This is a genomic window from Geoglobus acetivorans (assembly GCF_039641995.1).
GTDB lineage: Archaea > Halobacteriota > Archaeoglobi > Archaeoglobales > Archaeoglobaceae > Geoglobus > Geoglobus acetivorans.
The window spans coordinates 938,064-958,593 of the sequence record NZ_CP087714.1 but is presented as its reverse complement, the minus strand read 5'-3'; the positions used below and the strand labels follow the sequence as shown (position 1 = coordinate 958,593).

22 protein-coding genes are annotated in these 20,530 nt (G+C 46.7%); 9 read left to right on the top strand and 13 right to left on the bottom strand.

The window, feature by feature from the left end:
- Genes LPQ35_RS05660 through LPQ35_RS05650 form a run of 3 tightly spaced genes read right to left on the bottom strand, consistent with a single transcriptional unit; the run spans position 1 to position 3,026 of the window.
- A complete protein-coding gene (locus tag LPQ35_RS05660) occupies positions 1–1,527 on the bottom strand; it encodes a helicase HerA domain-containing protein (RefSeq protein ID WP_193807700.1) in 1,527 nt (508 codons plus the stop codon).
- On the bottom strand, positions 1,517–1,720 hold the full coding sequence (locus LPQ35_RS05655; RefSeq protein ID WP_346297577.1) for a hypothetical protein: 204 nt from the start codon (positions 1,718–1,720) through the stop codon (positions 1,517–1,519). Before LPQ35_RS05655 ends, LPQ35_RS05660 begins: the two co-directional genes overlap by 11 nt.
- Positions 1,695–3,026, bottom strand: a complete 1,332-nt coding sequence (locus tag LPQ35_RS05650; protein WP_193807699.1) for a mannose-1-phosphate guanylyltransferase/mannose-6-phosphate isomerase — start codon at positions 3,024–3,026, stop codon at positions 1,695–1,697. The genes LPQ35_RS05655 and LPQ35_RS05650 overlap by 26 nt, the downstream gene beginning before the upstream one ends.
- Positions 3,027–3,153: 127 nt before the next feature.
- On the opposite strand from LPQ35_RS05650, the gene LPQ35_RS05645 reads away from it, so the two are divergent.
- The 7 genes from LPQ35_RS05645 (at position 3,154) to LPQ35_RS05615 (ending at position 9,195) form a co-directional block, all read left to right on the top strand.
- Positions 3,154–4,305 (top strand): acyl-CoA dehydrogenase family protein, encoded by a 1,152-nt coding sequence (locus tag LPQ35_RS05645; RefSeq protein WP_193807698.1) that lies wholly within the window; start codon positions 3,154–3,156, stop codon positions 4,303–4,305.
- A gap of 44 nt (positions 4,306–4,349) precedes the next feature.
- The gene (locus LPQ35_RS05640) at positions 4,350–6,047 is read left to right on the top strand and encodes a methylmalonyl-CoA mutase family protein (protein WP_193807697.1); all 1,698 of its coding nucleotides are present in this window, start codon (positions 4,350–4,352) and stop codon (positions 6,045–6,047) included.
- 22 nt (positions 6,048–6,069) lie between these two features.
- Positions 6,070–6,495, top strand: coding sequence for a cobalamin-dependent protein (locus LPQ35_RS05635; protein WP_193807696.1), 426 nt, complete (start codon positions 6,070–6,072; stop codon positions 6,493–6,495).
- Between the two features lie 2 nt (positions 6,496–6,497).
- Complete coding sequence (gene meaB / locus LPQ35_RS05630; protein WP_193807695.1) at positions 6,498–7,550, top strand: methylmalonyl Co-A mutase-associated GTPase MeaB; 1,053 nt, start codon at positions 6,498–6,500, stop codon at positions 7,548–7,550.
- Positions 7,547–8,041, top strand: a complete 495-nt coding sequence (locus LPQ35_RS05625) for an ATP:cob(I)alamin adenosyltransferase (protein ID WP_193807694.1) — start codon at positions 7,547–7,549, stop codon at positions 8,039–8,041. The genes meaB and LPQ35_RS05625 overlap by 4 nt, the downstream gene beginning before the upstream one ends.
- Positions 8,038–8,316 (top strand): helix-turn-helix domain-containing protein, encoded by a 279-nt coding sequence (locus LPQ35_RS05620; RefSeq protein WP_193807693.1) that lies wholly within the window; start codon positions 8,038–8,040, stop codon positions 8,314–8,316. The genes LPQ35_RS05625 and LPQ35_RS05620 overlap by 4 nt, the downstream gene beginning before the upstream one ends.
- A gap of 111 nt (positions 8,317–8,427) precedes the next feature.
- The gene (locus LPQ35_RS05615; protein ID WP_193807692.1) at positions 8,428–9,195 is read left to right on the top strand and encodes a nitrilase-related carbon-nitrogen hydrolase; all 768 of its coding nucleotides are present in this window, start codon (positions 8,428–8,430) and stop codon (positions 9,193–9,195) included.
- On the opposite strand, the gene LPQ35_RS05610 is transcribed toward LPQ35_RS05615, so the two are convergent.
- On the bottom strand, positions 9,192–10,532 hold the full coding sequence (locus LPQ35_RS05610; protein WP_193807691.1) for a sodium:solute symporter family transporter: 1,341 nt from the start codon (positions 10,530–10,532) through the stop codon (positions 9,192–9,194). The two genes, LPQ35_RS05615 and LPQ35_RS05610, sit on opposite strands and share 4 nt — an antisense overlap.
- A gap of 200 nt (positions 10,533–10,732) precedes the next feature.
- On the opposite strand from LPQ35_RS05610, the gene LPQ35_RS05605 reads away from it, so the two are divergent.
- The gene (locus LPQ35_RS05605; RefSeq protein ID WP_193807882.1) at positions 10,733–11,473 is read left to right on the top strand and encodes an MBL fold metallo-hydrolase; all 741 of its coding nucleotides are present in this window, start codon (positions 10,733–10,735) and stop codon (positions 11,471–11,473) included.
- A gap of 32 nt (positions 11,474–11,505) precedes the next feature.
- On the top strand, positions 11,506–12,273 hold the full coding sequence (locus LPQ35_RS05600; RefSeq protein ID WP_193807690.1) for a DUF166 family protein: 768 nt from the start codon (positions 11,506–11,508) through the stop codon (positions 12,271–12,273).
- Between the two features lie 45 nt (positions 12,274–12,318).
- On the opposite strand, the gene LPQ35_RS05595 is transcribed toward LPQ35_RS05600, so the two are convergent.
- The 9 genes from LPQ35_RS05595 to LPQ35_RS05555 all read right to left on the bottom strand — a co-directional run bounded on the left by LPQ35_RS05595 (position 12,319) and on the right by LPQ35_RS05555 (position 20,530).
- Positions 12,319–12,480, bottom strand: coding sequence for a hypothetical protein (locus LPQ35_RS05595; RefSeq protein WP_193807689.1), 162 nt, complete (start codon positions 12,478–12,480; stop codon positions 12,319–12,321).
- 41 nt (positions 12,481–12,521) lie between these two features.
- Complete coding sequence (gene tpiA, locus LPQ35_RS05590; protein ID WP_193807688.1) at positions 12,522–13,184, bottom strand: triose-phosphate isomerase; 663 nt, start codon at positions 13,182–13,184, stop codon at positions 12,522–12,524.
- A gap of 12 nt (positions 13,185–13,196) precedes the next feature.
- Complete coding sequence (locus tag LPQ35_RS05585; protein WP_193807687.1) at positions 13,197–14,381, bottom strand: bifunctional 5,6,7,8-tetrahydromethanopterin hydro-lyase/3-hexulose-6-phosphate synthase; 1,185 nt, start codon at positions 14,379–14,381, stop codon at positions 13,197–13,199.
- Positions 14,382–14,401: 20 nt separating this feature from the next.
- The gene (locus tag LPQ35_RS05580) at positions 14,402–15,577 is read right to left on the bottom strand and encodes a CBS domain-containing protein (RefSeq protein ID WP_193807686.1); all 1,176 of its coding nucleotides are present in this window, start codon (positions 15,575–15,577) and stop codon (positions 14,402–14,404) included.
- A gap of 108 nt (positions 15,578–15,685) precedes the next feature.
- Positions 15,686–16,786, bottom strand: coding sequence for a Glu/Leu/Phe/Val dehydrogenase (locus LPQ35_RS05575; RefSeq protein WP_346297711.1), 1,101 nt, complete (start codon positions 16,784–16,786; stop codon positions 15,686–15,688).
- Complete coding sequence (locus tag LPQ35_RS05570; protein ID WP_193807685.1) at positions 16,758–17,678, bottom strand: 3-methyl-2-oxobutanoate dehydrogenase subunit beta; 921 nt, start codon at positions 17,676–17,678, stop codon at positions 16,758–16,760. The genes LPQ35_RS05575 and LPQ35_RS05570 overlap by 29 nt, the downstream gene beginning before the upstream one ends.
- Entirely contained in the window at positions 17,675–18,811 is a 1,137-nt protein-coding gene (gene porA, locus LPQ35_RS05565; protein WP_193807684.1) for a pyruvate ferredoxin oxidoreductase, read from the bottom strand. Before porA ends, LPQ35_RS05570 begins: the two co-directional genes overlap by 4 nt.
- The gene (locus tag LPQ35_RS05560) at positions 18,811–19,683 is read right to left on the bottom strand and encodes a 2-oxoacid:acceptor oxidoreductase family protein (protein WP_193807683.1); all 873 of its coding nucleotides are present in this window, start codon (positions 19,681–19,683) and stop codon (positions 18,811–18,813) included. The genes porA and LPQ35_RS05560 overlap by 1 nt, the downstream gene beginning before the upstream one ends.
- Before the next feature lie 112 nt (positions 19,684–19,795).
- Positions 19,796–20,530 (bottom strand): helix-turn-helix domain-containing protein, encoded by a 735-nt coding sequence (locus LPQ35_RS05555; protein WP_193807682.1) that lies wholly within the window; start codon positions 20,528–20,530, stop codon positions 19,796–19,798.

Here is a 20,530-nt window from a genome sequence, read left to right as displayed (position 1 = left end):
TCAACCACCAAATATTTTCTTCAAAAGACCACCATCACTCTTTCTCGTCCCGAAGTCAGTTTTTCTTCCCTTTTTCGCAGATTTGCCGGGCTTTGTCTCGAATATCTCAACAGCATGACCATGTCTGCTTTTTCTAACTCTGACTCTCACGACCACAGGTCTTTCCAGCTCCGGACTGACCACAATGGCGTTCCCTGGCGGGAGACGTTTAACATCCTCTACCATCTCGGCAGTAAGTCCCTCAACACCCTTCTTTATGGCGTTGATGTCGTTAGGGTTTGTCAGCCTCAGTATAATCTGGGTGTTGCACTGGCTAATCACATTCTTGTCCACCCTTGCAGGTCTCTGGCTGATTACCATCAGCCCCAGGCCGAACTTCCTGCCCTCACTCGCTATTGTCCTCAGAACCTGGGTTGACACTGCCTTGCCATAACCCCTTTCGGGAATGAAGTTGTGCGCCTCTTCAAGAACAATCATTCCCGGAGGGATTTCTTCCCTCTTCCTCATTTCGAAAAGCTCGCTGCACACCCTCGCCACTATCAGGTCCTGATAGGACGGATCCACACCGCGCATATCGAGAATTACCGCTCTGCCCTTCTGCAGGAGGATATGCATGGGTGTCGGGCTATCCGAAAACAGACCCGATTTCTGGATTTTTATGAGCGCACCAAGCAAAACGGGTTTAGAGCTGTTCTTAATCTCCTCCACCTTAGAGATTATGTCATCTATTGTGTAATCCCCATCAAGCTCCCGTATAACCTGATATAGAAGAGCCTGAGCTGCGGGACTTGTTATGTTGCCCAGCTCTATCACTTCCTCCGCTTCAAGATTTCTGCCGTCGAGATAGAAAATACCATCAGCCCTGTCGGCAAAAGGTGAGCCTGGAGGGACGTAAATCCTTATGTTGCCGTAACCTTTCGGTTTAATCCCGAACTCGTCCATCTTTTCAATCTCGTCTTTCACGTCATTCGGATGTTTAAGTGAGGCATACTCGCCATGGGGGTCAATGATGAGCAGGGGGACTCCTTTTTCTATCAGCTCCTCAATAATAACGCCTGCAGTGTAACTCTTCCCGCTGCCAGTTTTAGCGAGAATACATACATGTTTCTGAACGAGACTGTTCACGTCCAGTTTTACCTTTATTGAAGTGTCTCCAAGAAGACCAAGATAGGCACCATCGCTGCTCATCCCCAGAACTTCGGAAACTATTTCCTCCTCGGCGATAAAGACCTTCTCCCCTGGCACAAACGGGGTTCTCGGTGCTTTCAACACCCCGTTTTCTCTCTTTCCGATGACCACAGCCTTTCCCACATAAATTTCGGAATCGACGTTTCTGCCCTTGATGACGTCCTCGCCGCTCATATCGGATTTTGCCCTGATGTCTGTAACATATGCTACAACCCACCCCTCGACGTCATTCCAGACCTTGATGTAATCCCCTCTTCTCACGTCTCTCGGATTGAATATCACGAATTCGAATTCATAAGCTGAGGTTTCTCCAAAAATTTTACCCACTTCACCCCTCATAGTATCCCCACTGCCTGTCAAGCTCAGAATCCTGCTTTTCCGAAATCGTGCTGACTTCCATCAGCCTCCACCCATGCCTGTCTCTGACGACAGCGACCATTTTGCCCCTGCACTCAATAATGTCAACCTTTTTCTCAACCACATGCATCTTTCTGCAAACGGGACATTTAAGCTCCACTTCTTCCATATTCATCGTCAAACCTCTCAATATCATCCTCGGCCAGATAATCCCCTATCGCAACTTCAATCATTTCAAGCTCTATTTTGCCTGGATTCTCAAGTCTGTGCTTCACACCAGCCGGTACGAAAGTGCTCTCTCCAGGCCTTAAAAAGTATTCTTCCCCGTCTCTTATAACCTTCGCCATACCCCTCACAACAATCCAGTGCTCACTTCTGTGCATGTGTCTCTGAAAGCTGAGCCTTCTTCCCGGTTTAACAGTTATGACCTTTATCCAGTAATTCTCACCCCTTTCAAGCAGAGTGAAGCTGCCCCAGGGCCTGTGAACCGTGGTGTGAAAATCTGCCCTCTCATCTCCCTTTTCTCTGAGATATTTCACAACGTCCCTTACTCTCTGTGCCTCGCCTCTTTTGCATATTAATAAGGCATCCCTCGTATCAACGACCAGATAGTCTCTAAGCCCTATGGACGATACGAATCTTTCGGAGATTATTAGATTGTTCTCTGAATCGATCTGAAAGACCTCTCCTTTAACAGCATTTCCACTTCCATCCTTATCAAGAATTTCGTAAATGGAGTCAAAACTTCCCAGATCGTTCCAGAAGATGTCAAGCTCTATAACCCCAGCTTTATCCGTTTTCTCCATCACCGCATAATCAAAGCTTGTTTCGGGGCATTTTTCATATCCCTTTTCAGCATCGCTCTCAAACAGCTCATACAGGCCAGGATACAGCCTTTCTATTTCGCTTTTCAGGACTTCGCTGCTCATGGCGAATATGCCGCTGTTCCATAAATAGCCCTGGGCAATATACTCCCTTGCAGTATTGTAATCGGGCTTTTCCATGAATTTCTCAACCCTGAAGATTTCTCCATGCTTTTCTCCGGGCTTTATGTATCCATAGCCGGTGTGAGGTTTTGAGGGCTTCACACCAAACGTAATTACATAATCGCGAACGTATTTTTCCGCGATGCCAACATACCTTGAAAAATCTCCCTTCATGAAGTGGTCTGACGGCATCACAACAAAATCCCCACCAGCAACAACCGAGGCCATAAGCACGGCAGCAAACGTGTTTTTTGAAACCGGCTCTACAATAACATCAGCTTCACAACCAAGCTCATCAAGCTGATCCATTACGATGAACTTCTGATCTTCATTCGTGATCACTACAATATCCTCAGCAAAAGACTCTGCCCTTTCCACAGTCATCTGAAACAGAGACTTTGAATCAAAGATTTTGAGATATTGCTTTGGATACTTTCCTCTGCTCAATGGAAAAAGTCTGGTACCTTTTCCACCCGAAAGAATTACTGCTTTCATTGAATTTTTATTTTAGCAGGCTTAAATTAAAAATTTTCTGAAGCAGAGTCGATTAATTCTGATAAATTACGAAAACAATTTAAACTTAATGACTCGAAAACTTAACATTAACTGGAGGTGTTGGTAAATGAATTTTGAACTGACTCAGGATCAGAAAGACATTCAGAAGGCTGCGAGAGAGTTCGCACAGAACGAGTTCACTGCTGAGAGGGGAAGATACTACGACCAGAAGGAAGAATTCCCGTTCGATTTATGGAAAAAAGCATGCGAGCTTGGGTTTATAGGTGTGCATTTCCCCGAAGAGTACGGTGGAGCCGGACTTGGGATCCTCGAAAATATTCTCATAGTTGAAGAATTCTGCAGAGCAGATAGCACAATCGGGAGCGCTCTGATTCTTTCCGACTTCTCATCTGAAGTTATAATGAGGTTCGGCAGTGAGGCGCAGAAGGAAGAAGTCCTCCCAAAGGTGGCCGGAGGAAAGGCGATCACCGCAGGATGCTACACGGAACCTGAGGCGGGAAGCGATCTCACGGCAATAAAGACCAGGGCTGAAAAAGATGGCGACGAGTGGGTGATAAACGGATCCAAGACGTTCATAACGAACGGAACCATTGCGGATTATTACGTGGTGCTTGCAGTCACAGATCCGGACGCCCAGCCCAGATACAGGGGCTTCAGTACGTTTCTTGTAAGAAAAGATGCAGAGGGGTTACAGACAAATAAGATAGATGGTAAGATGGGCATCAGATCATCTCCAACCGCAGAGGTTGTTTTCAAGAATGTCAGAGTTAGCGATGATGATGTTATCGGTCAGGTCAACAGGGGATTCTACCAAGTCCTTGAGTTCTTCGATGAGAGCAGAATTGAGATTGCCGCACAGGCTCTTGGTATCGCTCAGGGTGCTTTTGACAAAACACTCGAGTATGTCAGACAGAGAAAACAGTTCGGACAGGCAATAGGAGCCTTCCAGGCTTTGCAGCACAGAATAGCGCATCTTGGCACCATGCTTGAAGCAACAAGGCTTCTCATCTACAAGGCGGCCTGGAATTACGACAGAAACGGCATAGACCCCACGCTGACAAGCATGGCAAAGTACCTCGCAGGAAAACTTGCGGTTCAGGTTTGCGACGAGGCAATTCAGATGCACGGCGGATATGGATATGTGGCTGAAAACGATGTCGAGAGGTTCTACAGAGATGCCAAGATTACAGAAATCTACGAAGGGACAAAGGAAGTTCAGCTCAATACCGTTGCCAAAGGCCTCTTAGGTAAGCTCTAATCAGTTTTATCAAATTTTTACTGTCTGAATGGACGGTGATCAGAATGTTCGACGAGAAAAAACTTGAGGAGTTGAAAAAAAGACGAGAGGGCTGGGAGAAATCCTGTCTGAACCCTTACCTCGAGAAGTATGGCGAAAGAGACGAAATGTTCGAGACTCTTTCCGGTATAAAGGTGAAGAGAGTTTATGACCCAACAGATGTTGCCCACTTAGACTACATGAAAGACCTCAACTACCCCGGCGAATACCCATATACGAGAGGAGTATACCCGACAATGTACCGCGGAAGACTGTGGACAATGAGACAGTTTTCAGGATTTGGAACTGCAGAGGATACCAACGCAAGGTGGAAAATGCTTTTGAGGGAAGGACAGACAGGTCTCAGCACAGCCTTTGATTTCCCAACGCTGATGGGTGTGGACAGCGATGATCCACTTGCTGATGGCGAGGTTGGGAAGGTAGGTGTTGCTATCGACACCCTCAAGGATTTTGAAGTTCTGTTTGACGGTATTCCTCTTGACAAGGTTTCTACTTCATTCACGATAAATCCTCCAGCGGCAATAATTCTGGCAATGTATGTTGCAATTGGAGACCTCCAGGGAGTTCCGAGAGAGCAGCTCAGAGGAACGATTCAAAACGACATGCTCAAAGAATTCCACGCCCAGAACACCCTCGTTCTTCCTCCAGAGCCGTCAGTCAAGGTGATAACAGATATATTCGAATGGGGTGTGGAAAACGTTCCGAAATTCAACCTGATCAGCATTTCAGGATACCACATCAGAGAGGCGGGCTCAACAGCTGTTCAGGAGCTTGCATTTACAATAGCAGATGGAATGGCCTATGTTGAGGCTGCGATTGAAAGGGGGATCGACATCGACAGGCTCGCGCCACAGCTCAGCTTCTTTTTCAATTCACACAACAATTTCTTCGAGGAGATTGCCAAATTCAGGGCTGCAAGGAGAATGTGGGCCAAAATAATGAGAGAGGAATACGACGCCAAGAATCCGAGATCCTGGTGGCTCAAGTTCCACACTCAAACAGCGGGATGCTCTCTCACCGCCCAGCAGCCACTCAACAACATAGTGAGAACAACAATCCAGGCAATGGCGGCAGTGCTTGGAGGCACGCAGAGTCTGCACACCAACAGCTTTGATGAGGCATGGGCTCTGCCAAGTGAAGAGGCGGTTAGAGTTGCCCTGAGAACCCAGCAGATCATTGCATACGAGAGCGGAATCCCGGACACGATTGACCCGCTCGCAGGATCGTACTACGTGGAATGGCTCACAGACAAGATGGAAAAGCTCGCCTGGAAGTACATTGAGCAGATAAGAAAGATGGGAGAAGGCAGCATGCTGAGGGGCGTACTGACGGGAATTGAAAACGGATTCTTCGTCAAGGAGATAAGCAGAGCAGCAGCAGAATACCAGAGAGACGTTGAGGAAGGCAGGAGGACGATAGTCGGCGTTAATAAATTCGCAATCGAAGAGGACCTCAACATTCCGATCCTCAAGGTGGACGAGGAAGCACAGAGAAGACAGGTTGAAAGGCTAAAGAAGATAAAGGCCGAGAGAGACAACGATGCGGTCAGGGAAGCTCTTGAATGGCTGAGAAGTGCTGCGGAGAGCAACGAAAACGTTATGCCTCCAATTCTCGAAGCTGTGAAGGCTTACGCATCCGTCGGAGAGATAATGGGGGTCCTGAAAGAAGTTTACGGAACCTACAGGAAGCCAATAATCATCTAAATTTTTTCCGGGGGTGATAACCTTGGACAGAAAAATTAGAGTTCTTGTTGCGAAGGTCGGGCTGGACGGTCACGACAGGGGCGCAAAGGTCGTCGCAAGATTTCTGAGGGATGCAGGCTTTGAAGTCATATACACCGGTCTGCACAGAACCCCTGAAGAGGTTGCGATGGCTGCCGTACAGGAGGACGTCGATGTTGTAGGCATCTCCCTCCACAGCGGCGCACACCTGACCCTCGTACCCAAGGTCATGAAGTACATAGAAGAGTTCGGCGGAGACCTGAACGAACTTGTCGTGATCGTCGGAGGAATCGTTCCGGCAGACGATATTGACAAGCTCAAGGAGATGGGAGTTGATGAGGTATTCATTCCGGGAACACCCATAGAGAAGATAATAGATTATATCAAGGCAAGGGTTCCCGAAAAGAAGAGAACCGGAGAGAAGGTATAATCATGAACGTGGAGGATATAGTAACGGGAATTGAAAAAGGCAACAGAAGAGCGCTTGCAAGAGCCATAACATACGTGGAAAACGAGTATCCCGAAGGCAAAGAAATAATGAAAAAAATTTACCACAGAACCGGGAACGCACACGTCATAGGTATCACCGGCTTCCCCGGAGTGGGAAAATCAACCACAGTGAGCAAGCTAATCCAAAAATTCAGAGAAAAGGGAAAAAAAGTCGGAGTGGTGGCTGTAGACCCCGGTTCACCATTCACAGGTGGCGCACTGCTGGGGGACAGGCTGAGGATGGAAGGTTATGACGTCAGCAAGAATCTGTGGGTCGATCCGGGCGTATTTTTCAGGAGCATGAGTTCAAGGGGGAAGGCTGGCGGACTTGCAGCGAAAACAGGAGATGTTACCAGGCTCCTGGATGCTTTTGGCTTTGACGTTATAATCGTCGAAACGGTCGGTGCAGGACAGAGCGAGGTTGACATCGTCGAGGTTGCGGACACGACCATCGTAGTTATGATGCCAGAGATGGGAGACGAGATCCAGATCAACAAGGCCGGAATACTGGAAATAGGAGACATATACGTTGTCAATAAAGCTGACCTCGGCGGTGCAGAGAAAACCGTGAAATGGCTGAAGTCGATGATTATGATGGACCAGGAGGCAGTGGACATCCTCAGCAAAACAAGCCATGCTGACGAGGCAAGGGTGGAAAGCGGGGAAATCTTCGAGAGAATGAAAAAAGGAAAAGACTGGATACCACCTGTCGTGGTTACGGTGGCTGACAAAGGTGAAGGTATTGGGGAGCTTGTCAGCTCAATAGAGGAGCATTTCGAATACCTCAAAAACACGGGTAAACTCGTGGAAAGAAGAGTCAGAAGGCTCAGCAGAGAGGTTTTTGATCTGATCATGGACGAGATCAGACAGATCCTGGCAAGAAATGACAGAATCGACTTCAGGAACCACATAGAAAGAGTCGTGAAAGGCGAGATAGACCCACATTCCACCGCAGAAGATATAGTGGAGGAACTCCTCAGGCTGGGATGCAGATGAAAAAGGCAAACAAAACCCATCTATTTAATCTCGAACTGGTGGACAAAGACGACCTGAGAATAGAGGCAGTTGGAAGTATAGACGAGGCAAATGCGTTTATTGGGCTTGCAAAGACCAAAATCGAAGATAAAAAGCTCAGAGAAATTCTCACAGATGTTCAGACAATGATGTTCAAAGCCGGTTCACAGTGTGTTGGAGGGGATGTTAAAATATCTGAGGGAGATCTCAAGAACCTGCTGAATACCATAAATTACCTCCAGAACGCTGTCAAAATGCCCGACAGCTTCATAATTCTCGAAAAAGATGAAATTTCAGCCCTGCTGAGCATCGCAAGAAGTACTGTCAGAAGGGCTGAGAGAAGAGCTGTGACGCTTTACAGGAATGGAGCAGTGGAATATCTGCTCGTGGAATGGCTCAACAAGCTGAGCTACCTGCTGTACCTGATGATACTGGCAGTCCAGAACGGAGAATACGAACCCATAGAGCTATGAAAGAAAGCTGGAGTGAATACAGCAGTTCAATCGAGAAAAGCAGGGAATTCCATAAGAGATATCAAATAGCTGTAAACCATCCACTTAGAAGAAAAATTCTCAAACTGTTGCACAATGGAAAAAGCCCGGAAGAAATAAGAGCAGAGCTGAATCTCGATGAAAAGGGCTTTGAATACCATCTCCAGCTTCTGGAGTGGGGGTTCTGCATCGAAAGAGACGATCAGGAAATAAAGATCACAAAAGAGGGAAGCATAGTGGAATACATTGACCGGTAGCGACACCTTTAGTACCGAATTTATTAAATTTCAGAAACAGAACTTCAGGAATATCCCGCAATTCAAAGGATTTATAATCAGGTATTCAAAGACCCATTTAAAGGTGATGCCATGGAGCTGATTGCTGCATGCGGACAGCAGAGGATTATCAGAGACGTCAGGACGAACAAATCAAAGGGACTGAGCCTTATAAAGAGGGCCGTGCAGGTGAACGCCAGCATCATTGTGTTGCCAGAGGCTTCGAACACCGGACTGTTTCCAGAAAATTATGAGAACGTCAAAACTGCAGAGGAAGAGCTGGACACAGTTCTCAAGCTCTCAGAAAAAAAAGATATCCTGATAATAGCAGGAGTGGTTGAGAAGGAAGGCGGAAAGCTCTACAATTCAGTCTGCTTAATACACAGAGGAGAGATCACAGGAAAATACAGAAAAATTCTCCCGTTCCCCCTCACCCATGAAAAAGACCACTTCACCCCCGGAAAGGAACTTAAGGTTTTTGAAACGCCTTTCGGGAAAATAGGAGTTCTTGTGTGCTACGAGATAAGATTTCCAGAATTTGCAAGAAAACTCACAAAAATGGGTGCAGAGATTATTGCCATTCCTGCTGAGTTTCCTTCAGTCAGAATAGAACACTGGAGAACGATTATAAGAGCGAGGGCGATAGAGAATCAGGTATATGTGCTTGCAACAAACTCTGTTGATTTTGAAAAGAACTACAACGGGTATTCAGCAATAATTGATCCGTACGGAAGAGTTTTGAATGAAGCTGGTGAGCTTCAGGAGCTTATTTTCGCAAAGATCAACCTTGAAGAGGTTGAAAAATGCAGAAGACAGTATCCATTCCTCAACGATCTGAAAAAAGTTGAAAAAATTGTTTAACCACTATTTATCCTGTTCACAGCAATCAACACGGCAAACCCAGTTATCAGGGTTAGAATCCCTCCATACCAAAGTCCTGCCTTGCTGGCAGCTATTGCGACAATGAATCCTGCAACCAGTGCCTCAATTCCCCTTCTGTACTCAGTGTGCACAAGAGCAATCACAAGGGGGAGCGTGGACAGCAGCAGAGAAGAGGACATCACGGATAGCTCGACAATATAGCTGGGCCTCGTGGATGCAAAGAGAGCAACAGCTATGGTAAGCACGACAATTGATGCCCTGCCTGCAAATGGATTTCTGAACATATCCCTCGAAACCATTGACGAGAGGCTCAGAATTATTGAGTTTGCAGTTGTTATCGCTGCCGCAAGGATACTCAGCGCTAGTATGAGCGACATCCATTCAGGCATTATTGAAAGCAGGGCAGGCATCACCATATCTCTGTCTTTTATCAGAGGGAACATACCATTTTCAGCCATAACCCTCAAATTGAGGCCTATCAGCGTAACAATGACTGTGTAAATCAATCCAAAGGCACCGAAGTAAACCACCATCCTTTTCAAAGCTCTATCGTCCTTAGGTATGAACAACCTCTGAAATACTTGTGGATTTGTCAGGGCAAAGAAGAACCACGGAACGGTGAGCTTTATGAATAGCTGGGGTGTCCAGATTTTGTTCGGCACCTGCATCAGATCGCCAAGCTTTGCCACCTCTCCTGTAAATCCCGGATTGAGCGAAAAAAAATAACCTATCGCGAGGAAAGCTGCAAGGAGCATGATCACTCCCTGAAGTGCGTCGGTCCATGCCACTCCTCTAAGGCCACCTATAAACGCCCAGAGAGCAATCAATATCGCCGAGATGGCAAGACCCGTGTAAAAGCTTATTCCGGCCATTTTTTCAAGTATGAGAGAGACGCCAATCAATTGAGAAGAGGTGTACGGGATGAGAGCAATCAGAGATACAATGGCGATTGCCATTGCAGTTTTCTCACCGAACCTCTTTCCAACGAGTTCTGCAGGAGACACTGCATCATACTCTCTCGACAGCCTCCATATCTTCGGAGCGTAATATGAAAGAAGCATTAAGGTGCCAACAAGGTAGAACATCTCAAAGCCGTAAGCTCCAACACCACTCGCATAGCTCAGCCCGACGAGTCCAACCATCATGAATGCCGAATACGTTGTTGCCGCATACGTTAATGCTGAAACGATTCCGCCAACATTCCTGCCGGCTATATAGTAGTCAGCATCGTCTTTAAATCCGTGCTTTCTTGCATAAATCGCGATGGCGGTTCCAGCAACTGCGTAAAAAAGCACAAGTGCTATGAAGCTATTCAATCTCCCACCTCCTGTAGGATATGTACGCAAGGTATGTCGCAACTACGGCGGTCCAGTATATGTACGCTGCAAGGTCGTGGCTCTTTATGGCTATAAACGGCACCAACATCGCCAGAAGTACAGCAGCAAATTCCACAGCCCTCATCGAACACGTGTTCGGTGAAGTGGTTTTTTAAGTATTTCGGGTGAAGAGAATAGACATGGCTGCAAAAACCGTGAAAATCATAAAGCGGGGAACGGTGACTGTTGAAGCGTTTGAAGATCCACAAAAAGCACCGGCGTTGAAAAAACTCTCGGGTGTCGGAGGGGGTTCGACTGTAACACTAATAGAATCCGACGCAAAAATTCTCGTAGATACTGGATTTGACTGTGAATGGAATCCAAGTAAGTACAACATCATGAAAAATGAAAAAGTGCTGTCCTTTGCACTCAAAAATTTTGGTTTGAAGTCAGAAGACGTAGACATTGTGTTCATAACCCACTGGCATCGAGACCACTACGGAAACCTCAGGCTGTTTGAAAACTGTGAGATTGTAACATCAAAACCGGCTGTCGAAAGACATGGCTTGGATTTTACCGGGGCAAGGGATGGGAAGCGTATAGCTGATGGCGTTTGGGTTATGTACACACCTGGACACACAGTAGACCACGCATCATTGATTCTCGAGACTGAGAAGATGAGATATACAGAGAAGGGTGGCTTCGGGGGTCAGATCGTGGGTATAGGTAGTGTCAGAATCGCAATTGCTGGAGATGCAGTGGTTTCAGAGAGTTACTATCTGCTTGGAAAGGTTTGGAGATATAATCAGGATTTTTACTCGGAAAAAGAGGCAATGGAGAGCGTCAGAAAGATTGAGTCCACGGCAGACTACATAATATCAGGACATGGAGGGATGTTTGCCATTCATCGTGCTAATGCGACCACGACTGAAAACGAATGACAGATAAACCTGAAAACAAAGGTTGTGATAACATGGAAATTGGAGTCCTTTACTCTGGAGAATTCGGAAAGCGCTTTGTCTCGAACCTTGCCTATCCTGACAGTTGCCCTCACTTTGGAGCCTGTGGAATAGATGAATGCGACCACTGCAAGACCTACAGCTTTTCAGACATGATCGCTCTTGTCAGGGAATTTGACGAACCCGCTGCATACGGAATTTATATAGAAAATCCCGATGAGATTGTTGGCAAAGTTGAATGCGATATCCTTGTGGCAATAAACCTCCATCCGGACATAATTGCTGAGCTTCCCGGGATCGCAGATGTGCAATCGATAATCGTCCCGGTGGAGCATCCAGCATGGCTTTCAGTTGGCTTAAGGGAGCAGGTGAGAAGGAGGTGTGATGAAGCTGGAATCGAGTTTCACGCCCCAAAACCGTTCTGCTCCTCGGACACACCTCTGGCAAATCTGGGTTTCGGAAAGCCAGAATTCAGGGTGAAGATGGACGGTAACACCATTGAGAGCGTGGAAATCGTGAAAAGTGATCCATGTGGTAACGCATACTATGTCGCCAGAAGAATGCAGGGGTGCGAGATATCAGACTTGAGAGAATTCTGGAAGGAGATTCATCAGCATCAGTGTGCATATCCCTGCCTGGCGAGCATGGAAAGAGACGCTGAAATAAAAGAAGCTCCGTTCCACCTTGCAGGCTACGTTATGGTTTATCAATTCAGCATGGCGTGCGGTATTGATGCGGAAAGCTTTGTGCCGGAATACATGAAAAAATTTGTACTGAGATAGCTCCATTATCTGCTGTTTGCTTCGGATGTTTGAGACATAAAAGATTTAACCTCTTTTGCTCCTGAAATAGCCACACTTCTTGAACCTCAGCTCCCCTTTCCTGAAATCATCAACCCATCTTGGAAAAATCCTCGAAATCCTCGCCTCAAACCATCTGCATGAGTATCTGCCATCGTATTCGTAAAACTTGCATTCCACACATCCCATAAATCAAGTAAATTTGATAAAATATAAAGTTTACTGAATTTTCATCTCAGACCTACAAGCTCCTCCAAAGCCTTTTTCTGATCCTTTGCCTTAACAACGCCACTCGCAAGCAGAACTCCATCCGCTCCAAGATCCATAGCAGCCACAACGTCCTCATAGGTTGCTATTCCTGCACCACAAAGTACACGTATTTCGGAGTCCATTTTCTTTGCTGCTTTGACAGAGTTTTCAACGACCTCAGGTTCAGCTTTGCTTACAGGTATTCCACTCCCGATCAGCTCAGGAGGTTCAATTGCTACATAATCCGGGGAAAAAGCCGCTGCAGCCTGTGTCGTTGCCACATTGTTCGTGCATACAACCGACGTAAGCCCAAGCTCTCTGAATCTTGAAACAAGAAATTCTATGTCCGCAAGCCTAAGTCGTCTCTCACTGTGGTTGATCAGACTGCCCCTGATGCCTTTCTCCTTCAGCATTTCTGGAGGAATCCTTCCGGTATTGCTTCCATAACCAACAGCATCTGTGTGCTGAGCAAACACATCGATTTCCACATTTCTGAGAATATCAGAGATGTCAAGAAAGCTGGGCGCAACTGCCATGTAAAAGTCTGCCTTCTCTGCAACCTCTCTGACGGCTTTTGCGAGGGCTACAGCCCTCTCACCACTCCCTTCCCTGTACGCCTTGAAGTTGATGATTATCGTCGCCATAGCCCGACACCCTCAGAAGTCGGTCATGACTCTGAACTGGTCTGTATCGGGCTTCATGCTTGCAAGGAATCTCCTTGCCGCCCCCTCTATATCTCTCGCTCTCGTTATGGCTCTGCCCACGACAAGTATGTCAGCACCGCCGCTTATGGCAGCCTCAACATTCTCAGGCCTTATTCCACCCGCAACAGCAACAAGCACGTCGTGCCTCTCTTTTATGGGCTTAGCGAACTTCCAGGGTGGTTCTTCATGTTCTGAATCGATTGCCCTGTGAAGCTCAACAACATCCGGCTTCACTCCTGCTTCAACAATTCTGTCAAGTCTGCCAACAGGGTCTTCCACGTTCAGCATATCCACAACGCAGTAGATTCCGAGCTTCTGGGCCTCATTTATCGCCTTCTTTATCGTGTTTATTGGGGCAAGACCTGAGATCACAACGGCATTTGCTGTAGCATCGACAGCCATCCTTGCCTCGAGGTTGCCGGTGTCAAGGGTCTTGAGATCAAGGACGAAGAACGCGTCCGGTCTCTCTTCCCTCAGCTTGAGGATAACCTCAGCACCATGCCTCTTGGCCAATGGCGTGCCAACCTCGAAGATTATGTGGTCGCTGTCCGGAATGTACCTGAGCACCCTCTGCACCTCGTTCAGGTCCGGAATGTCGATGGCTATCTGCAGGTATGGTGGGTCCCAGAGCTTTGTAAGTTTCCTTCCCGCGAAGGGGTGGAAACTTCTGTCCTTTTCATAAAGCACGGTATCCACATCGGGGAAGCTGGACATGGCTCTCTTTATTGCGAGTTTGGTTGCGCTGTAGTTGTAGTAAAACACCTTTTCCTTGTTTTTAGCCTTCGGATGAATGAACACGCTCACAATTACAAGATAATCCTCTGCTCTCTCTTTCGGAATTATTCCCTCCTCAACCGCATCAGATATGGCCTTTGCAACAGCCATTTGCGCTGGCCCAAATATCAGTTCTGCCTGAAACATGTCCTTTACCGTAACCTTGGGTATGATTACGGCCGGTGGCTTGGTTATGAGGTTCGGTCTCAGAACTGCAAGCAGCGGAGTGTGACCGGCTGAGAGCTGAGACAGAGCATTTGCAAAAGCCTCACCAACGGGACTATCCTTTGTGCCAATCATAAGATCAATGTGAGCCACCTCATTTCCCGTCCCGACCAGAGCTTCACCTATCCTGTATTCCATAAAATTCACCTCAAAAAGAATTAAAATTCAAATACTTCCTCATAGAACCTCCTTACCATCTTTGAATCCATCAGGAGTTCTTTTTCTTTGAGGATTTCTCTCTCGAGTTTCTTCAGTGTTGCATGGATTGCGAATTCTATGCCCCATCCTTCACCGGTTGCAAAGAACGTGCCTCTGTCACTCGACATCTTCAATCTAACATGAATCAGTGGCAATCCTCTGAACCTCTCCTTATGCTGTTTGATATAAACGAACAGCACGGCATCGCTTATGAAGTTCTCGAACTTTCTCATGAATTTCTCGATATCCTTCTGAAGAGTAGCCATATCAAACTCATCGGGTTCAATTCCTCTCAGAATCAGCTCTATCCTCAATTCTCCTTTCGGTTTAACCTCAGAATACAGTTTCTCAAGCAGATCCTTCTTTGTTACAATCCCTTCAGGCGTCTGATCGTCGTCAACAACAACGACACTCGAAACCTTGTGCTCAATCATCTGTTCAATTACTTCTGCAACACTATCATTTTCGAAACACGTCACGGGTGGATAACTCATGATGCTTTCGACCATTATTGCCAGAGTTTTATCTTTCTCTCCCTTCGCATCACCCATTCTGGCTCTCTTTCTGGGAGCAATTATCCTGTCCACAATATCCTTGCCGGTAACAACACCCACAACCCTGTGCCTGTCATCAACCACAATAAGCCTGTCAACGCCGTGGGTCCTCATCAGAGAGAGTGCCTTTCCGGCAGAATCGTGGGCATTGATTGTGACAACATCCGGATTCATGACGCTCCTCACTTTGACACCGGAAAGTTCATCCTTCAGAGAAATCAGAAAGTCGTGGATATAGATCACTCCATAATCTTCATCCTTTCGGACGATCACGAATGGAGTGGAATCTTCGATAAATCTCCTCACAACCCTCTCCACACTCAGATCAGAAAAATTGACTATGCCTGTTCTAATGACAAAGCTCTTCACCTTTGTTTCGTGTGGATTGGTCATCGCACTTCCCCGGATAAGATCCCTCTCCCTTATGACACCGATTATCTTATCGCCCTCCTTTACGACAAGCGCACTGGCCTTGTCGGGGTCGAGCTTATCAAGAAGTGGAAATACTTTTGATATTGTATCATCAGCATTCACAACCTCATAATCAAACCTTATAAGATTTTCAAGCTGCTCCCTGTCCATCTCATCACCTCCCACTCTTTTTTATTCTGGCAAAGTTTAAAAAAGTATGCCCGACGCTTTCGAGAGATTCTGACAATATTGATCAAGGATAAAAATAAAAAGAACCGATCAATGTGGCAGATATATTCTTCTCAGGCACCTTATCCCGTCTATCCTGCGCATAGCAAAAATATCTGCTGCTTTTACAGTAGAAATTCTCTTTCCCGAGCTATTAACGATTTCTTCACTAAGTCTGAATACTTCTTTCAACCGTTCACCTATTTTTCTGACCTCCCTGTATATTTCATGTTCATTAAGTGTTTCACACCTCCTCGCACACTCATACTCACGGGCAACGGTTATAAGCCCTCCCGCATTTATGATGTAATCAGGAGCGTACAGAATTCCAAGGCTTGAAAGCTTATCTCCCATACTCCCGTTCTCAAGCTGATTGTTTGCAGCTCCGGCAACAATGCTGCACCTTAACCTTCGGACTGTGCTGTCATTTATAACCCCTCCAAGCGCGCATGGAGAGAAAACATCACACTCTACAGAATATATCTTCCCCGGATCAACATACTCTGCACCCAGATTAATTGCCTCCTTTATCCTCTCAGTATCCACATCAGTTACCGTTACCTTGGCTCCGTTCTCAATCAGGAGTTTGACCAGCTCGCTGCCAACCTTGCCAACTCCCTGAACTGCGACGTGAATGCCCTCAACATTCCCATCTCCAAAGACATATTCCAGGCAGGCCTTAATTCCACAGTAAACACCATATGCCGTAAATGGAGACGGATCCAGATTAACACCGGTAACGTACTCTGTCTCACTCATCAGAATCCGCATGTCTTCCAGTGTTGTTCCGGCATCTTCCGCTGTGATGTACCTTCCTCCGAGAGACTGCACAAACCTGCCGTAGCTTCGCAGGAGAACTTCATTTTTGTCTCGCTTGGGATCACCTATTATGACCCCTTTTCCGCCACCGAAGTTCAGTCCGGCTGCAGCAGCCTTGAACGTCATTGCTCTTGCAAGCCTCATAACATCCCTCAGCGCTTCGATCTCATTTCCATAGTTCCACATTCTCGTCCCTCCGAGAGCGGGACCGAGAGTGGTATCATGAATGACAACAATCGCTTTCAACCCTGAGTGTGAGTCCTGGAAAAATACTATCTGCTCAAAATCTTCCCTTTCCATCATTTCAAACATAGAATTCTGCTGAAGCTGCATGCACACCACCTGCCAGTTTTGCAAGGTTGCTCCACCTTCTTTCCACATATTCTCTAATTGCCCCGATATCCTTCTGGCTCAGATGGGCAAACCTGCCCTGAGCGAGCAGATATTCCTCCACATCCTTTAGTTCCCTTTTACCCTCTGCAATTGCTTTGCTCAATCCCGTTAACCTGAATTCTCCATTTTCGTACTCGTAAAGAATCCACATACCCGTCTCAACAGCCATTCTACCCATCTCGACAGTCCTGTCCATCGGATACTTCCATCCCGGAGGGCAGGGTGCCAAGATTTCAACATATCTGAAACCCTTCACATTCTTTGCCTTTCTGATTTTCTTGTAGAGGTCTGTAAGATATCCTGCAGATGCGGTTGCAACGTAGGGTATGTCATGTGCGATCATCATTTCGGCAACATCTTTTCTATGCTCCTTTTTTCCACTCCATGTTGTGGTGGTCCAGGCCCCATAAGGTGTGGCACCACTCCTCTGAACCCCGGTGTTGGAGTACATCTCATTGTTGTAACACACATACAGGATGTCCTCATTTCTCTCTGCTGCTGCGGAGAGAGCCTGGAGACCGATATCATACGTCCCGCCATCACCAGCCCAAACAACCACTGTGGCATCAACGCCTTTTTTCTCAAGAGAAGCTTTAATTCCAGAAGCGGTTGATGCCGAGGCGGCAAAGACTGTGTTAAATACAGGAACGTCAATTGCAGATCCAGGGAACATGCCCTGATATACAGATGTGCAGCTTGCTGGAACAACAAGCACGGTTCTTTTTCCGATAGCCTTCAGTACCGTACGAAGGCACATCGAGGAAGCACACCCATGGCATGCGGCATTTCCAGGGAGAAGATACTCTTTCTCAGGAATATCAGATATTTTCATACCACCACCTCGTTAATCCACCCATCACGGAATTCTCCACATACAGCCTTTTCAATGGCCCGAAATGTTACATCCCTCCCTCCCAAGCCAGCAACCTTTCCAATAATCTCTGGACGGTTCCTAGAACTGTAGAGAGCAGATTTTATTTCAGAGAAAAGCTGACCCTCATGTCCTGGGCTTATTGACCTGTCAATAACCACGGCCGTATCAACACTCTCAAGGGCTTCAACAACATCAGTCGAGGGAAACGGCCTGAAACACTTGATTCTGAGCAGTCCAACTTTTTTACCGTCTCTTCTCAATTTTCTAACCGCAATTTTTGATTCTGAAGCTATTGCCCCGATAGCCACTATGGCCGTCTCAGCATCGTCAAGCATGTACTTTTCCAGCAGAAGAGGCGAATATCTTCCCGTCAGAGACTCAAACGCCTCTTCAGTTTTTTTAATAATTCTAATCGCCTTTCTGTGCGATTCGAAGACATCCTTTCTGAGTTCCATATAGTAATCTGAAGAGAGTATGTTTCCGAATGTTTCAGGTTCATCGAAATCCACCTTCCAGGGCGCTCTGTATTCTTCTAAGAATTCCCCTATTCCCGTTACCACAGGCATTGCGGTGTGTGACAGAACGAAACCATCATAGCATACCATCGCCGGGAGAAGAACCTGTCTGTCCTCAGCCACCCGGTATGCCATAACTACTGTATCATATATCTCCTGATTGCTACTGCAATAGAACTGAATCCACCCGGTATCCCTCTGAGACATTGTATCGCCAAGATCTGCCCAGATATTCCATCCTGGCCCAATGGCTCTATTTGCAACGGCCATGACAACGGGAGTTCTGGCATTTGCCGCATAATGCAGAAGTTCGTGCATGTATGCCAAACCATGACTTGAGGTGGCCGTGAATACACGTGAGCCTGAAGCTGAAGCACCTATACAGGCTGCCATTGCCGAATGCTCAGATTCAACCAGGATAAGCCTTGCATCCATCTCACCGGACTCCACCATCCTGGCAATCTCCTCCACAACCGGAGTTGACGGAGTGATTGGGTATGCGGCCACAACCTCAACACCAGAATCTCTTGCAGCAAGTGCTGCAGCCTGGTTCCCAGTAATCAGTTTCCTTTCCATCACCCCATCACCTCCCTTGCAACACTTATTGCAGTCTTAGGGCAGACTGAGCTGCATACAAGACACCCTTTGCAGAAATCATAGTCTATCCTAACTTCCCTCCCATCTCTCAGAACTGCACTTTCCGGGCAGTGCAGCCAGCAGTTCAGGCAACCAGTACATCTGCTGTAGTCGATCTCGGGCACAAAATCCCGCCATATCGATGTCCTGCCTGCCACACCTTTTACTGGTTTTGAAACAGGTACCCGAACTGCAATGCTGCATTTACTCTCCTGGCTCATCGTTTTTCCAGACCCTTTCACTTTCCTGATCACGGCATTTTCGTAGCCCTCCCACATAGCCCTGACATTGGCCTTCCAGTTTCTTCTGAACCTTTCTCTTATCACATCCTCAGTAATCTCAGGTGGAATGCGGGAAAATATCCTCAAAAAGGCGCCAAGCAGGGGTATGTTAACAACAGGGGTGCCTGAAACTACCAGATGATTTCGAATTGCAATATCTACGGCATCAACTGTGCATATCGTCAGCACGTTTTGATGGAATCTGAACTTCTCCGGAGCATCTGTGGTGTTTATTACTGCAATCCCTCCATTCTTCAACCCGCTGAAGATGTTCACAGTGCCTGGAAGTACCGGATCAAGTACAATGACACAGTCAGGTGAGTATATCTGACTCCTTTCAAGTATTTCCTCTTCAGATATTCTTGTGAAGGCAAGCACCGGAGCACCCCTTCTTTCAGCCCCAAAAAACGGAATGGATTGAGAATAGTATCCGCACCGAAATGCAGCTTCTGCGAGGAGTAGAGATGCAGTTACTGCCCCCTGACCACCCCTTCCATGAAAGCGGATTTCCCATCGTACCCCTTCTACCACCTCATCATCTTCCTGCATATCTCATCACAGTATTATTTCTGTGGCTTTACCTATATAACATAACAATAAATCATGATAGTTTTTAATATCCAGTTTTATTTTTTAAAAATTATTAAAAAATATGTTTTGCTGCAGAAGCGCTGTCAACAAGGTGCGGTTCCCTGTCTCTAAGCTCCTCCACAAATCTTTTTACAATTTTAGACTCCGCAACTCTGAGGTGGTGAAGGCATGTGGATTTCGCTATCCCGAAGCTTTTGGCAAGCTCATCAACACTCGTTTTTCTCGGCCACTCAAAATAGCCCTTTCTGTAAGCCTCCACAAGCACCCTTTTCTGTTTCATTGAAAGCTTTCTCGAGATCTGCCCCACAATATCTCCTTCCTCCTCGTCTTCAAAGGATTTGAGGTTCGAAATGCTCAGCACATCCACCTCAATTCCATCAATCTTTAGAAGTCGGTTGAGCGTGTCGCTCAATCTTTCTTCGTCTATGAGTATCGTCCAGTACTCAAATCCGCCAGATATCGAAACTCGCATTGGCATGAATTCGAGAGAAAATACCTTATCGTAGAATGTGGTGTGCGCAGGAAAACGAGCATGTATGTCGGCCTCCAGATCGCTTTTACCTATAATATAAATCTCCTTCGCATACTTTCTGTATTTCTCCATGTCCTTCATGTAGCTTTTCAGAGCGTCGTAACTCTCCGCACTTAGGTGAAAGTTTGCCCTAACCTCTCTCTCAAGCTTGAAAACACCTTTTGTTACCAGACATATTCCCGGATGATCTCTTGTCGATTCAATTGACCAGCAATCTGGATGCCAGAGCCTTAAAATTACCTTCTTCAGATTCAT

What these genes read in the sequence shown, in the direction of transcription:
- meaB (WP_193807695.1), top strand. Translation starts at nt 6,498, where the DNA reads ATGAACGTGGAGGATATAGTAACGGGAATTGAAAAAGGCAACAGAAGA.
- LPQ35_RS05660 (WP_193807700.1), bottom strand. Translation starts at nt 1,527, where the DNA reads ATGAGGGGTGAAGTGGGTAAAATTTTTGGAGAAACCTCAGCTTATGAA.
- LPQ35_RS05625 (WP_193807694.1), top strand. Translation starts at nt 7,547, where the DNA reads ATGAAAAAGGCAAACAAAACCCATCTATTTAATCTCGAACTGGTGGAC.
- LPQ35_RS05555 (WP_193807682.1), bottom strand. Translation starts at nt 20,530, where the DNA reads ATGAATCTGAAGAAGGTAATTTTAAGGCTCTGGCATCCAGATTGCTGG.
- LPQ35_RS05600 (WP_193807690.1), top strand. Translation starts at nt 11,506, where the DNA reads ATGGAAATTGGAGTCCTTTACTCTGGAGAATTCGGAAAGCGCTTTGTC.
- LPQ35_RS05655 (WP_346297577.1), bottom strand. Translation starts at nt 1,720, where the DNA reads ATGAATATGGAAGAAGTGGAGCTTAAATGTCCCGTTTGCAGAAAGATG.
- LPQ35_RS05585 (WP_193807687.1), bottom strand. Translation starts at nt 14,381, where the DNA reads ATGGAATACAGGATAGGTGAAGCTCTGGTCGGGACGGGAAATGAGGTG.
- LPQ35_RS05595 (WP_193807689.1), bottom strand. Translation starts at nt 12,480, where the DNA reads ATGGGATGTGTGGAATGCAAGTTTTACGAATACGATGGCAGATACTCA.
- LPQ35_RS05570 (WP_193807685.1), bottom strand. Translation starts at nt 17,678, where the DNA reads ATGAAAATATCTGATATTCCTGAGAAAGAGTATCTTCTCCCTGGAAAT.
- LPQ35_RS05605 (WP_193807882.1), top strand. Translation starts at nt 10,733, where the DNA reads ATGGCTGCAAAAACCGTGAAAATCATAAAGCGGGGAACGGTGACTGTT.
- tpiA (WP_193807688.1), bottom strand. Translation starts at nt 13,184, where the DNA reads ATGGCGACGATAATCATCAACTTCAAGGCGTACAGGGAAGGGAGTGGT.
- LPQ35_RS05650 (WP_193807699.1), bottom strand. Translation starts at nt 3,026, where the DNA reads ATGAAAGCAGTAATTCTTTCGGGTGGAAAAGGTACCAGACTTTTTCCA.
- LPQ35_RS05640 (WP_193807697.1), top strand. Translation starts at nt 4,350, where the DNA reads ATGTTCGACGAGAAAAAACTTGAGGAGTTGAAAAAAAGACGAGAGGGC.
- LPQ35_RS05580 (WP_193807686.1), bottom strand. Translation starts at nt 15,577, where the DNA reads ATGGACAGGGAGCAGCTTGAAAATCTTATAAGGTTTGATTATGAGGTT.
- LPQ35_RS05645 (WP_193807698.1), top strand. Translation starts at nt 3,154, where the DNA reads ATGAATTTTGAACTGACTCAGGATCAGAAAGACATTCAGAAGGCTGCG.
- LPQ35_RS05620 (WP_193807693.1), top strand. Translation starts at nt 8,038, where the DNA reads ATGAAAGAAAGCTGGAGTGAATACAGCAGTTCAATCGAGAAAAGCAGG.
- LPQ35_RS05575 (WP_346297711.1), bottom strand. Translation starts at nt 16,786, where the DNA reads ATGCAGCTTCAGCAGAATTCTATGTTTGAAATGATGGAAAGGGAAGAT.
- porA (WP_193807684.1), bottom strand. Translation starts at nt 18,811, where the DNA reads ATGGAAAGGAAACTGATTACTGGGAACCAGGCTGCAGCACTTGCTGCA.
- LPQ35_RS05615 (WP_193807692.1), top strand. Translation starts at nt 8,428, where the DNA reads ATGGAGCTGATTGCTGCATGCGGACAGCAGAGGATTATCAGAGACGTC.